Genomic DNA, 13,200 nt, shown 5'->3' with positions numbered 1-13,200 from the left:
AACAGCATGAACGAAAAGATAGCTAAGGCCCGGCAGGCTTTTCAGAACAAAAAATATAAGCAGGCTCTGTCTATTGTTGAAAAGATCAATAAATCAAGATCAAAGCAATCTTTTGCAAGCCTGGAGTTACAGGCCGCGAGCCTGGCGTCCCTGAAGCTTCACGTCAGAGCAAAAGAGGTGTTTCTAAAGGCGCTGCCGCTGGCTCCGGATAATACCGCCAAGGCCAATATTTATTATAATCTGCATGCGGCCTGTAAGTTCCAAAGACAATATAAAGATGCCAAAGAGCATCTGAAAAGAGCCATTGATCTGGTGCCACCGAGTAACAATATTGACTGGCGATTCAGTCTTGCAAATCTACATTATCAGCTAAGAGAATACGATCTGTGTGAAGCGTTATGTGCCAAGTTGATAGTCTATAAGACCTACACTGTTAAGTGTATGCATATATTGTTGGATATCGCGATTGCCAGAGGTGCTATTGATAAAGTTAATTATCATCTGCGACAGTTTGAAGGGCGGATCAACGAACTGAGTGGCCCGGAAATTTTGAGCGTTTATGCGCAAGTGGAGTCCACCACAATACTTGATTACAGCAATAGTCTGAATAAGGCGCTTGAAAGAGGGGCAGATCCCTATTCTGTAAAAGTGCTGCAGGCAAGCAAGCTGTATAAACAAGGGCAAGCTCAGGAAAGTTTTGAAATTTTGAGTTCTTTTTATCCTAAACAACTCAAAGATGAACGCTCCTTAAAACGCTACTATGTTCTTCTGGGGAAAATTTATGATACGCATAAAGATTACTCTATGGCCTTTTCGAGCTTTACCCAGATGAACAAGCTCACCAGACAAACTGTCGAAGCTTCAAAGAATAAGGGCAATGAATTAAAGGATTTTGCCCGCTTTACCTCAGTGAAGTTTTCTGAAGAATCTTATAAACCTCCTCTTCGAATGTTTTTTCTGGTTGGTTTCCCGCGCTCTGGCACTACGTTACTGGAAAATGTTCTTGATTCTCAAAATAAAATCATAGCTCTGCCAGAGCGCCCGATGTTGGATGACGTCAAAGTTAAAATGATTCTTGACGGTTATTCTTATCCTCATGATTTAAATGATTTTTCTGACGGCTATCTGGATGATCTCAGAAATCATTATTTTGATTCGGTGGCAAAAAACTGCCGTTATGACTCATTAGAGCAATTCGATGTGTTGATTGATAAAAATCCTATCAATCAGATTCGTCTGCCGTTGATTAAAAAGTTGTTTCCGGATGCAAAAATTATTCTTGCGTTGCGACATCCATTGGATTGTATCCTCAGTTGTTATATGCAGAACTTTGCTATCAGCCAACATACGATCGACTTCAGCGACTGGAAAGCCAGTTTTGAACGCTATAGGGACACTTTTGAACTCTATGATGGGTTCCGTAAATATATGGAATGGGATGAGTATCAGATAAAGTATGAGGATCTTGTCAATGACTTTGAGAATCAGATTGAGTCAGTGCTGAAATTTATTGGTATTGCTGCGGATAAAGACTCATACATGAACTTTAACAAGCGAGCTCAGTCAGGGGTTATTACTACACCTTCGGGCTCTCAGGTGCGCCAGGAGATATATAAAACCGCGACTCAAAGGTGGCTGAACTATAGAGACTATATAGCACCTCATATTGATATTGTGCGGCCTTATATTGAAAAGTATGGCTATACCGCTGACATCTGAATTAGCTGAATAAAATGATACAACTCATCACCGGCATTCCCCGCTCAGGCACCACCCTTTGCTGCAAGCTGCTAAACCAGCGCGAAGAGGTGATTGCCCTGCATGAACCGATTAATCCAGCGGCGATAGTCAAAAACGCCGATGCCAATATGGCGTTGGCTTATATTTGCAAGCAGATAGCCGGTTTTCAGCATGCGATTGAGAATGGTCTGCCTTTTGAACACGGCGATAAGGGCGGGCTGGAGATAGATAACCCGGTCGGCCAGCAAACTTCTGATGGTATCCGCCAGGTGGTGGCCAGACGGGGGCAGGTACTATTGCCAAAACGCGTTCCCGGTAGTTATCAACTGGTAGTTAAGCAAAACGCGTTGTTTACGGCGTTATTGGGGCAGCTTAGTGCCGAATTTGCTGTTACCGCTATAGTACGTAATCCGGTGGATGTGTTGTTATCCTGGCTGACGGTGGATTTGCCGGTAAACCGTGGCCGTATTCCCGCCGGTGAACGCTTTGCCACCAGACTGGCGGCAGAGCTGGCGGCAGAGCCTTCCAGAATTCGCCGCCAGTGGCGGATTTACAAGTGGTTTATGTATCAGTTTCACCAGTACGGTCTTAAGGTATTGCGCTATGAAGATATACTTGCCAGCAATGGGTCCACGCTGGATAAGGCGTTAGGTTTGCCGGCTATCTCTCGCCAGGCTCTTACCCCGCAACAGCGGCAGTTTGCCCCAGAGGTGTTACAGGAGCTTGGTAGCATTAAAGCTGAGTTGCTGGCAGCGGATTTTTATGGGCATTACAGCACTGAGGATATTGCCGCGCGGTTGCGGCAGTGTGGGCTGTAACATAAAAGCTGGAAACAGGGTTTAAGGCATTTGTCGGGATAAGTTCCATCCTTAGGTTCGCGATACAATACGTCCCTGTATTCGCTTTCCGACCTACATCCGGCAGGATGGTTGGGAGCTGGTGTAGGTCGGATTTTATGTTCATGTTGTAGGTCGGGTTTCAACCCGACAACGATGGTGGGTGTTGTTATATTTGTCGGAATAAATTCCGACCTACGAGGATAGTGCGTTGTGGTAGGTCGGAGTTTATGTCCACATTTGTAGGTCGGATTTCAATTCGACGGGATGGTGGGTGTTGTTGCATTTGTCGGGATAAATCCCGACCTACGTTGCGTGTAGGTCGGACTTTATGTCCATGGATGGACGGTATGCCGACGTTGCAGGGATGCATCTCGTCGGCCAGTCCGACAGCGGGGCAGGGGTTTACTGTAGTGCTCTGTGCTTTAGCAAGAAAGGATCTCGTACTTGTAGTAGTCCATAAGATCTTTATCTAAGTGTTTATTAATAATCGCTATTGCTGCTGGTGATAAGTCTTCCCGCCACTTTTCTGACAGGTAGTAATCTCTGTAGTAAGCGAATGTCTTTTTCTTATCTTTTGTAGACCTGAAATGGTTGATAAATTTTTCTGACTTTTTTTCGACAGCGTGTCTTTCACTTATGTTGTCTATAATTGCGCGCGGATCTTTGAAAATATCTTCAGTTTTTGTGCGCACGGTATTGTCGTTATTCAGCCGAAGATAGGATTTATTCTTGATGTTCCAGAGCTCGATTGGGTTTTTCAGGTCAGTTTTTATGTTATCTCTGCCAATTGTTCTCCATTGATGTTGGAGAAAAGATTCAAAGGTCTGTTTTTTAGCGTAATACTGATGGTATGGCTTTCTGTATAAAGACAGCAGCCAGGAGTATGGATTTTTGGTAATAGTCAGAAAAACCAAATCAGTGTTAACAACTTTATACTTCCTGAGTTCATCTTCTGTCTTGGCACAGGTATGCTTCCATCCCAGGTTTTTCCTGTAGGTAAGGTAAAAGTACATATCCCGAACACACTCTTTACCAGGTAAAGCCCTCTGAAGTTTCCTGATATATGGCGGCGCCACTCCGGGAATTTCTTCAATATTCAGGTTCAGCTGAATAAGTCTGCTCATATAGTTGGTATTGGTGTTTCTTTCCCCATAAATTTTTATCAGCTTGGTCATATTCGATCTGTGTTCCTGAATGATCCCTGAGTGTCCTTTAGCTCAGTATGGTTGAGTATGTCTGATGTCCGGGCAACGATTCATTTTAGCCTCATTGAGCGCCAAAACGATTTTGCATAAGCCGTTGATAAGCATTGCATTGGTATTTTCTCGTTAATGGGGCAGCATTCTGCCAGACTTGCGGGCTATGCGCTAATAGTGAAATAACAAAGCGCTGCCTCCATGTATGGATTTACTGCGTGCTCTCAATCATAATGCCACTATCTGATTGATAATCAGGGAAAACTCTTAGCCGTATCACCAATGAAAATTTAAAGCCTGCCTATGTCAGAATCTGAACAGTTATCCCAGTCGACCACACCCTTTTATTTATGTACCGGCTTTCATCGCAGCGGTACCTCGCTGGTGGCGCAGTCATTGGCCCGGGGCGGATTGAATATGGGCGGCGAACTGATGGGCGCCAGTTTCAGTAACCCTTTAGGCCATGTGGAAGATATGCCAGCGGTGCGTATGCACGATCAGTTACTGGCATTGAATAACAGCGACTGGCGCTTTTACGATCAAAGGCCCCTGATTAAACCGGTGTGGGCGGTGAACTATATCCGCCGCTATCTGAGCGACAAACACCCGGGCGGTGAGTTATCCGGGGTAAAAGATCCCCGTGCCGTGTTTTATCTTGAAGACTGGCGTGAGGCCGGGCAGGGTCGTCTGCGATGTATTCTGCTGTATCGGCACTGGGCCACTGCAGCACAGTCTTTGCTTAACCGGGCCAGCCGCCATCTGGTTAACGGCCGCGCCGATGTGGCCACCAATAAGGTGAATTTCAGCTTCTGGCAGCAGCCACAGCTGGCTTTTGCCATGTGGCAGGCCAGCAATCAGCGCCTGCTGAATTTTTATCAGCGTTACCCGCAGCACTGCCTGTTGATTGCCCAGGAAGGTTTTGTGGCTGACAATCAACAGGCTACTCAGGTGGCGGCTAAAATCGGCCTGCCACAGATCTGCTTAAAAGCCGATACCTTTAAACCGGGGTTAATGACAGACAAGGTTTCACCTGCGGTGCTGGCGATGCTGGAACAAGGCCAGCAACAGTCACTGGATTCTCTTTGGCAGGCCTTGCAACAACAGGCCGATGTGCCCGCACCGCAGGCACCGGATATCGCCCCGCCCAAGGTGTTTGCCGGGGTGCAAATGCTGGGCATTGAATGTAAAGGCGGCCCAGGTCAGCCAGAAGCCGATAAGTCACCAGCCCCGCAGTACAATCTGACAGAGCTTAGCTGGCAAGAGGCACTGGGCGTAATTGCCGGGGTACCAGAGCGCCTTATCAGTGAAGTGCCTTTTTTACAAATATTCAGGCGACCCTTTAATCAGGGCACCGAGGACTATTTTCAGTCACTGGCAAAACTGGCCCATGGCGCCGGTTATTTACATTTAACCCGGTTAAGTAAATTCAGGGCCATGTATGCCAGTGCCGGCCACTGGCAGATTGAGCGCTGGCAGTTATTTACTGAAAATGACTGCTGCTGGCATAGCAAGCCCGATCACAGCCTGCCGAAAGCCAACCCGTTTTCACTGCATCCGCGAACGGAGTTTGCGCAGCAATTGCAGTTTGAGCATTTACTGCAGGCAGATTGGCCACAGCTTTTACATGCATTACAGCGGCTGAAAAGGCCAGCATTGCATCAGGCCCTAACAGAGCTGCTGTTATTTCGCTCTGTTGATGCTGCCAGTGAGCTGACGGCCCTGGCCCAACTTGCCGGGCAGCAGGAAGAGAACGAACTGGCCGAGTGTTTCAGGATAAAGGCGCTGTGCAGAGAGTATAGTGTTGATACGCTGGTAGGCCTGGGGGATTTTTACCGTAGTATCGGCCAGCATCAGGCGGCCCATCAGGCACTGACAGAGGCGCTTGCCCTGGCGCCTGATATGCCGGTGATAAAGGCCCGTGTGGCGGCCAGTTGTCTGCAGCAGGGGCAGGCAGATAAAGCCGAAGCATTATTGCTTGAGGCAGAAAAACTCACTCCAAACCAGCCGGTGGTGAAGCGCTGCCGGGCCAGGTTTAATCAGTTTATGGCGCAGCAGAGCACTGAGAATAAACCCTCAGAGCAAACCTGCCTGAGTGAGTATCAGCCGCCGGTACAACCCTATGAGGAAATTATTGCCCTGAGCCGGGATAATCCACCCTTGGGCCAGGCGCTGGATTTACATAACCGGCGTATTGCCTTTGTGCTGCGCAATAACCGCCAGTGGCTTAAAAAAGCCATGACCAATCTGACCCCAACAGCGGCAGACTGCCTGGCAGAGAAGATCGATCAGCAGTGGTGCCGTATCTGGCCGGCTGAGGTGGTGGATTTTGTGCTTGGCCAGCCCGTTGGCTGGCGCAATCAAAAAAATGCGTCATCGGGTGATTCTTGCATTGGTGCAGGGGGGGCTCTGATGGTAATGATCACTGAAGCAGAAGCCGGTAAGGCGTTATTGGCGCTGATTAGCCAGCTAGCACCTGCGGCCCGGCTGGTTGTTTTTGTCAGTGAGCAATGCCAGCAGTCAGTACGGCAGTACTGTGAAGCCGCGCAAGTAGAACCGGCTGAGATTAATGTCAGAGATACCGGGGCACCAGAGCAAGCTGAAATTGAAGTGTCAGAAGATAGCCCATTGGCTGATGCACACTGGCTGGGGCTATTAACTACGAGTTGGCGGCATAACCAGACTGGAAATTGCGCCGAAGAGGCCAGCACTGAACCTGAGTGGCTGTTGCAGCAATGGTATAACCTGCTGTGCCCGCAGTTAACTCGCTACCTGAGTAACAACCAGAGCGCAGCAAAGCAGCTTATTGTGCCGCCATTGTTTCCGCTTCACCAAACCACGAATGTTACTGCGCTAATGCAATCCCCGGCACAGCACTTACCTACTTCTATGTGTTGGATCAGCAACCCTGTGACTGGTGTCGGTTTATCTGCCGATAAACTGGTGGCGCGCGGTTATCGGTTAGCCTTCAGTCACCAGCTTTCATCTGAGCCTGCTGATAGTGCTGAATAAGCTGCCGCCAGCGCGCTGGTGTTTCACCTTTCAGTTTAAAGAATAGTCTTGCGTACAGGCGGGCGATTGGATCACTCCAGTGATGGTAGCGCTTTTCGGTGGCAAACACCGTTTGCGGGGCAATAGGGTGGCGGTGAATATCCAGAAATTCAAAAACTTTCAGCAGTGTCTGACGATGAGTTTGCTTCAATTCACTTTGTTCCAGCACCAATACTCTGGAGGCCGGGACTAACTGATACAGCCTTCGCAATTGTTGAGTGTAACATCCGCGGCTAAGGTAAGACTGAGTCCGCAGCGGTGAGCCAAATTCCCAGCTTTGCTTTTTCTGAGCTCGCCACAAGCGCAACGGTTCGAGTAAAAACGCCAGCAGCATACAGTGCTGCTCTTCGCCTTTACCCCGCGACATCTGGTAGTGGGAGATGGCTCGTTCAACCGGATCTCTTAACATCAGGATATAGCGGGCATCCGGGTTCCAGGCCACGCAATCCTGTAAAAACGCGTGTTTGTAGACAGTGATCGGCGTGGCATCACAGACAATAGGCTGGTTCTGATAGCCCTGCATACGCTGTTGAAACTGCCGCCTGACAAACGCCTGTTTATCTGCCTGAGCAGCGTACTGAGGGTGGTCGAAGGCGTGCGCTTCTTTACCCCTGAGCACATATACTGCCGGGTGCTGAGAAAGAAAATTGGCCAGTGCTGAGGTGCCGGCTTTTTGTACGCCGAGAATAAATAAATTGACCAAAGTCGGACAACACCTGTGTAAGTCTGCTTAAATGCCAGCTAACATAACCACAATTTTTGTTGCTGTCATCCTGTTCTCAGCAAGGTGACCCTGAGTATCTGATTTGCGGCCATGACACAAACCCGAAGCATCTCCTTTCATCGCCAGTATTACGCTTATACCGGCGGCCATCAGAAAGTCCACGATTACCTGCTGCATACCACCAGAGCCACAGGTTTTGCGCCGGATCTGTTTCTGGATAATAAATCTGCCATTAATACTCAGCTGTTTGATAATCTGCCAGGGGTAACCTACAGCCAGCAGTACCGGCCGGATAACTTCGATGTGGCCTTTCTGGCGGGCATGGACTGGCAGGCCTATGCGCCATTTTTTGACCCCAAACAGGTGAAAATCAATCTGATTCAACATGTGCGCCATGGCGACCCTAAGCATCCTTTGCATCAGTTTTTACAGCATCGCGCAGTGCGTTTATGTGTTTCTGAAGCGGTAAAACAGGCCATAGAGCCATACGCCAACGGCCCCTGTATTGCCATTAAGATGGGCTACCAGATGGCTGAGGTTAAGGCGCGTAAAACACAGGATTTGTATATTCTGGCCACCAAGCAGCCGCAGCTGGGTAGAGATATTTGCCAGTGGGCACAGCAAAAGGGCTTGTCGGTGGTGCTGCATGACTCACCTGTGGAACGCCGGCAGGTACATCAGGCTATGGCCGAAAGCCGGGTAACCCTGACCCTGCCGAATAAAACCGAAGGCTTTTACCTGCCGGGTATCGAAGCCATGGCACTGTCAGACTGGGCCATCGTGCCGGATTGTATTGCCAGCCGTGAATATACCCTTAAAGGCGCCAATATCAGCAGTTGTGAGTTAAGCATGCAAAGTTGCCAGCAGGCGGTTGATCAGGCGCTGGCAGAGTCGGGCAAATGGCTGGCCTGGCTGAAGCAGCGCCGCGGTAGGCAAATTACCAGCGGTTATCAGTTGGACGCCGAAGGGGAACATTACCGGCGAGTATTAAAGGATCTCGACGCTTTGTATTGATAGATTTTGTAGATCGGATTTTATGTCCATTGTTGTAGGTCGGATTTTATGTCCATGGATGGACGGTATGCCGACGTTGCAGGGATGCATCTCGTCGGCCAATCCGACAGCGATGGTGGGTGTTGTTAGATTTGTCGGAATAAATTCCGACCTACGTGGATGGGAGTTTTGTAGGTCGGATTTCAATCCGACAATAGCGTCAATCCGACAGCGATGGCGGGCGTTGTTAGATTTGTCGGACTAAAGTCCGACCTACGAGGTTGGCGATAGCGCATCTCATCGGCCAATCGGACAGCGATGGTGGGCGTTGTTGCATTTGTCGGAATAAATTCCGACCTACGTGGTCGGGAGTTTTGTAGGTCGGATTCTATATCCATGGCTGTAGGTCGGATTTTATGTCCATGGATGGACGGTATGCCGACGTTGCAGGGATGCATCTCGTCGGCCAATCCGACAGCGTTGGTGGGTGTTGTTGCATGTGTCGGAATAAATTCCGACCTACGAGGTTTGCGTGTTTTGGTAGGTCGGGGTTTATGTCCATGGCTGTAGGTCGGATTTTATGTCCATTGTTGTAGGTCGGATTTCAATCCGACAAGAGTGTCAATCAACGGAATGGTGGGCGTTGTTGCATTTGTCGGAATAAATTCCGACCTACAGCCAGACGGAATCCCAAAACGGGTAATCACCAATTTTTCTGACTAATCCCGCTCTCAAAGGGTTTGCAACGATATATCGGGCAATGTTTATTCGGTCTTCCTCCGCACGGAGGGCCCGATCATGATAGGCGGGTTGCCAGACTCTGCCATTGCGGTTTATACACTGGTTGACTCGTCTGGCTGATGCCCCTTTGCAGCATTTCACCACTTTGCCAAGAGGTACATGGTGTAGCTTTAGCAGGCCATGAAAGTGATCTGGCATCATTACCCAGCAAAGCCATTCGCATCCATCGGGGGTGGCATTCAGCCAGGCATAGACTGCCTGATAAGTCAGATAAAAATCAGTGAAAAAGGGAAATCTGTTTTGGGTCGTGGTGGTGATCAGGTATTCACCACCTTCCATAGTGTGTCGTCCCTTGCGCAATGCATTAAATGACATGGCAGAGTACCTTCCGTGGGATTTGATGTATGTTGTAGTCAAAAATAGAGATTAGGTCGAATAATTCTATAAATTAAATTGTAGGCGGATTTTATATCCACGGTAATAGGTCGGATTTTATGTCTATGGTCGTAGGTCGGATTCTATATCCATGGTTGTAGGTCGGATTTCAATCCGACAATAACGTCAATCCAACGAGATGGTGGGCGTTGTTAGATTTGTCGGAATAAATTCCGACCTACGAGGTTTGCGTGTTTTGGTAGGTCGGGTTTTATGTCCATGGCTGTAGGTCGGATTTTATGTCCATGGATGGACGGTATGCCGACGTTGCAGGGATGCATCTCGTCGGCCAATCCGACTGCAATGGCGGGCGTTGTTATATTTGTCGGACTAAAGTCCGACCTACGAGATTGGCGATAGCGCATCTCATCGGCCAATCCGACAGGATGGTTTCGAAAAGGATGATTTGACTGTCTGCGCCGTGTTATTATGCGCGGCTTTGAATTATTCCTTCAGGTTTCACAGTTGGCAGTTTCTCCGGTATGAATAAAGGCGTGGTATTACGGGATTTCGGATATAACTTCCTTGGGCCCATATGCAGTGAGTATATGGCGTCGCTGGTGAAGTATGTCCGTGAGAAGGAGACCGACAAACTGGTTTTTCTGGCCCGCGAGGGGTATTTCTTTCGCAAAGCCTATGAACGTCTGGCCGGGAATGGTTTGATTGAACCTTTACCCCACATTTATCTGCATGCATCGCGCACCTTTTTGTTTCGGATCAGTATCGGCGACCGGCTAACCTGGCGCTGGAGCCTGGCGAATAAGTTCTCCGGTACGCTCAGAGAGTTACTTGAAGGTCGGTTTGGTTTTACCTCCCGGCAGGTAGAAGAAATTTTCAGTGCCGATGAGCTGGCGGTAAACTGGGTGTTACCCTATGAAAGCGAAGCGCTGCAGGCACATTTCAGCCTGCATATAGATGCGCTAAAACAAAGCGTGCAGGCCAGCCGTCAGGTGTACCTCGATTATTTACAGAGCCTCGGGCTGGATAGCACGAAAAGTCTGCTTATGGTGGATGTGGGTTACGCCGGCACTATTCAGAAACTGCTGACGCGGCTGTTGGAAACTGATACTCAAGGGCTTTACTTTATTGCCACCCGAGACGGCACTCAACATATTGGCGGACATCAGGCCACTATGAAAGGGGTGTATAAGACCGGTGTGAAGATGGGCGATGGCTATCTGATGCTGGACCGCTCTTTATTTCTGGAGTCTTTGCTGACATCACCTGATGGCCAGTTTGTGGATATTTCCCGCGCCAGTGAGTTTTCTGCCTCACCCTTTCATTTTGTATTTGGCCGCACAGCTTACCCGCAGCAACATTTTCATGAGCTGACGCAAATTTTCGAAGGGGCAATTGAAGCAGTTGTACATAATCTGCAACAGGGTATTGGTTTTTCCGCAGCGGAAATTGAACGCCATTATGATACGTATGTTACCCGCCGGGATATGTTTCCCCGGGCCACCTGGCCGCTGTTTGATGTGGATGATGCCATTTCCGGGAATGGTAATGTAAATCCCATGCGTTTGTTTGGATTGTAATTGATGAAGAAGCATTTTGGCCGCCTGATTCGTGGTCTGCGAAGCAGAAAGAACCGCCTTGCCAGACGTCTTGAAAGAAAGGCTGCCCTGAGAGAACTCTCAGAGGCTGAACTGTTTGATGCCGACTATTATCAGCAGCTTTATGGCGAATTCCCCTCCGAGCTGGCAGCTTTTGAGGATTACCTGCATAAATCCGGCTTTGCCAATGTGAATCCTTCGCCGAAATTTGACACTGAGAGTTATCTGCGCCGCTATCTGGATGTGTATCATGCTGGCAGTTCTGCATTGCTGCATTATCATCAAAAGGGTGAGTCAGAGGAGCGGGAGATTACGTCCGCTTATTTGCGCTGGCATCCAAGAGATCAGCTAATAGCAAAAGAGGGCGATAGCTGGAACAAACAGAAAATCGCCATTTGCCTGCATATTTTTTACCCTGACTTTGTGGCTAAATTTGCCGCTTGTCTGGCTGCGTTTCCGTGCAATGTCGATGTGTTCGTGGCGGCCAGCAGCGATGAGATTATGCAGGATGCACAGCAGCGTTTCGGGTCTGTTGCTCAGGTGAACAAGCTGCAAATAGTAAAGGCACCCAATCGCGGGCGAAATTTCGGCCCCTTGCTGGTGGAATTTGGCAGGCAGTTGCTGGATTACGATCTGATGTGTCACCTGCATTCAAAAAAATCGCTTTATTCAGGCCGGGAGCAAACGCAGTGGTTTGACTATCTGAATCAGTTTCTGTTTAAGGATTTACATGTGGTGTCCTGCATGCTCAGACTGTTCAGTGATAACCCACAACTGGGCATGTATTACCCCACCTCATTCTGGATGATGCCCTCATGGGTTAATCACTGGACCTGCAATAGGCCTTTTGCTGAGGACTTTGTTCAGCAGTGGGGGCTGGATATCAGCGATAATTTTGTTAACTATCCGGTAGGCGGCATGTTCTGGGCCAGACCTAAAGCCCTGGAACAGTTATTGTCGGCAGATTTCAGTTATGAGGATTTTCCGCCTGAGCCCCTGCCCAATGACGGTTCCTGGCTGCATGCGCTGGAACGGGTGCTGGGGCTGCTGGCGGAGAGGAACGGCTACCAGCAGTTTTTCTATTATCCACCGGCAGGGCGCTTTACCACCGATAAATCCTATATTTTTACGGGCTATCATAAGCCACCGGAACAGTTATTCAGAGAAATCAGTAATTTCGAGGTAGTGTCATTTGATCTGTTTGATACCTTGCTGCGCCGCCGTTATACCGAGCCGGACTATGCCAAGTATCGCCTGGGCAGGTACCTGAGTGAGCAGGGGCTGGTATCCTCGCCTCAGGCCTTTGTGACCCTGCGCAATGAAGCGGAACTGGATCTGCGCAAGGCCAACAATTTTAAAGGCGATATCAATATTGAGATGGTCTATCAGCGTCTGGCTGAACTGCTGGAACTGGACGATGAACAGGCCAATGGTCTGATGGCACTGGAGTTCGACTATGATCTTGAGCAGATTCAGCCGAAAGACGAAATGGTCAATGTGGCAAATCAGCTTGCCGCGCGAGGCCGTCAGATCTGGATCATTACCGATACCTATTACACGACAGCGCAAATTGAGCTGATGATCCGAAAGGTAGGCTTACCGGTACCGCGCAAGCTGTTGGTATCAAGCCATACCGGGTTACGAAAAGATACAGGTCAGGTATGGGAATGGGTGAGAGACTATCTGCAGCAGGCGCAGCTGAGCCATATTCATATCGGTGACAATGTGCGTGCCGATGCACAGCTGTGCGGAGATTATGGTCTGAGCAATATGCATGTACTGCATCCTGCAGATAAATGGCAGGCGGCAAACCAGCCGCGGGTACTGAACACTGCGACTGAAATAGATGAACAAGAAATACTGAAGTGGGGCAGGTTAATCAGTAACCACGGACGTTACCCGTTTTTCGGCGAATAACCCTCGCTAAT

Annotated in this window: 9 protein-coding genes; 6 read left to right on the top strand and 3 right to left on the bottom strand. The window is 49.0% G+C overall.

What is annotated here, in order from left to right; translation table 11 throughout:
* The first annotated feature begins 6 nt into the window (after positions 1 to 6).
* Together AT746_RS13965 and AT746_RS13960 are read left to right on the top strand one after the other, a co-directional pair.
* Positions 7 to 1,719 carry a tetratricopeptide repeat-containing sulfotransferase family protein gene (locus AT746_RS13965; protein WP_062481314.1) on the top strand — a complete coding sequence of 571 codons (1,713 nt, stop codon included), beginning with the start codon at positions 7 to 9 and terminating at the stop codon, positions 1,717 to 1,719.
* Positions 1,720 to 1,733: 14 nt separating this feature from the next.
* Positions 1,734 to 2,558 carry a sulfotransferase family protein gene (locus AT746_RS13960; protein ID WP_062481312.1) on the top strand — a complete coding sequence of 275 codons (825 nt, stop codon included), beginning with the start codon at positions 1,734 to 1,736 and terminating at the stop codon, positions 2,556 to 2,558.
* Between the two features lie 443 nt (positions 2,559 to 3,001).
* Here AT746_RS13960 and AT746_RS13955 read toward each other — a convergent pair whose 3' ends face one another.
* A complete protein-coding gene (locus AT746_RS13955; protein WP_062481310.1) occupies positions 3,002 to 3,754 on the bottom strand; it encodes a hypothetical protein in 753 nt (250 codons plus the stop codon).
* 324 nt (positions 3,755 to 4,078) lie between these two features.
* Between AT746_RS13955 and AT746_RS13950 the strand changes: the two genes are divergently transcribed.
* On the top strand, positions 4,079 to 6,784 hold the full coding sequence (locus AT746_RS13950; protein ID WP_062481308.1) for a tetratricopeptide repeat protein: 2,706 nt from the start codon (positions 4,079 to 4,081) through the stop codon (positions 6,782 to 6,784).
* Here the strand turns inward: AT746_RS13950 and AT746_RS13945 are convergent.
* A complete protein-coding gene (locus AT746_RS13945) occupies positions 6,741 to 7,526 on the bottom strand; it encodes a sulfotransferase family protein (RefSeq protein ID WP_062481306.1) in 786 nt (261 codons plus the stop codon). The two genes, AT746_RS13950 and AT746_RS13945, sit on opposite strands and share 44 nt — an antisense overlap.
* A 111-nt stretch (positions 7,527 to 7,637) precedes the next feature.
* Between AT746_RS13945 and AT746_RS13940 the strand changes: the two genes are divergently transcribed.
* A complete protein-coding gene (locus AT746_RS13940) occupies positions 7,638 to 8,561 on the top strand; it encodes a glycosyltransferase (protein WP_062481304.1) in 924 nt (307 codons plus the stop codon).
* 651 nt (positions 8,562 to 9,212) lie between these two features.
* Here the strand turns inward: AT746_RS13940 and AT746_RS13935 are convergent.
* Positions 9,213 to 9,656 carry an REP-associated tyrosine transposase gene (locus tag AT746_RS13935; protein WP_062481302.1) on the bottom strand — a complete coding sequence of 148 codons (444 nt, stop codon included), beginning with the start codon at positions 9,654 to 9,656 and terminating at the stop codon, positions 9,213 to 9,215.
* A 542-nt stretch (positions 9,657 to 10,198) separates the two neighbouring features.
* Here AT746_RS13935 and AT746_RS13930 point away from each other — a divergent pair.
* On the top strand, positions 10,199 to 11,254 hold the full coding sequence (locus AT746_RS13930; RefSeq protein ID WP_062481300.1) for a hypothetical protein: 1,056 nt from the start codon (positions 10,199 to 10,201) through the stop codon (positions 11,252 to 11,254).
* A 3-nt stretch (positions 11,255 to 11,257) separates the two neighbouring features.
* Positions 11,258 to 13,189 carry a rhamnan synthesis F family protein gene (locus AT746_RS13925; protein WP_062481298.1) on the top strand — a complete coding sequence of 644 codons (1,932 nt, stop codon included), beginning with the start codon at positions 11,258 to 11,260 and terminating at the stop codon, positions 13,187 to 13,189.
* The last annotated feature ends 11 nt before the right edge of the window (positions 13,190 to 13,200 follow it).

It is taken from the genome of Lacimicrobium alkaliphilum (assembly GCF_001466725.1).
Classification (GTDB): Bacteria; Pseudomonadota; Gammaproteobacteria; order Enterobacterales; family Alteromonadaceae; genus Lacimicrobium; species Lacimicrobium alkaliphilum_B.
This window is presented reverse-complemented; position numbering and strand designations above follow the sequence as displayed.

Coding starts and splice junctions, on each gene's coding strand:
- AT746_RS13965 (WP_062481314.1), top strand. CDS start 7: ATGAACGAAAAGATAGCTAAGGCCCGGCAGGCTTTTCAGAACAAAAAA.
- AT746_RS13960 (WP_062481312.1), top strand. CDS start 1,734: ATGATACAACTCATCACCGGCATTCCCCGCTCAGGCACCACCCTTTGC.
- AT746_RS13955 (WP_062481310.1), bottom strand. CDS start 3,754: ATGACCAAGCTGATAAAAATTTATGGGGAAAGAAACACCAATACCAAC.
- AT746_RS13950 (WP_062481308.1), top strand. CDS start 4,079: ATGTCAGAATCTGAACAGTTATCCCAGTCGACCACACCCTTTTATTTA.
- AT746_RS13940 (WP_062481304.1), top strand. CDS start 7,638: ATGACACAAACCCGAAGCATCTCCTTTCATCGCCAGTATTACGCTTAT.
- AT746_RS13935 (WP_062481302.1), bottom strand. CDS start 9,656: ATGTCATTTAATGCATTGCGCAAGGGACGACACACTATGGAAGGTGGT.
- AT746_RS13930 (WP_062481300.1), top strand. CDS start 10,199: ATGAATAAAGGCGTGGTATTACGGGATTTCGGATATAACTTCCTTGGG.
- AT746_RS13925 (WP_062481298.1), top strand. CDS start 11,258: ATGAAGAAGCATTTTGGCCGCCTGATTCGTGGTCTGCGAAGCAGAAAG.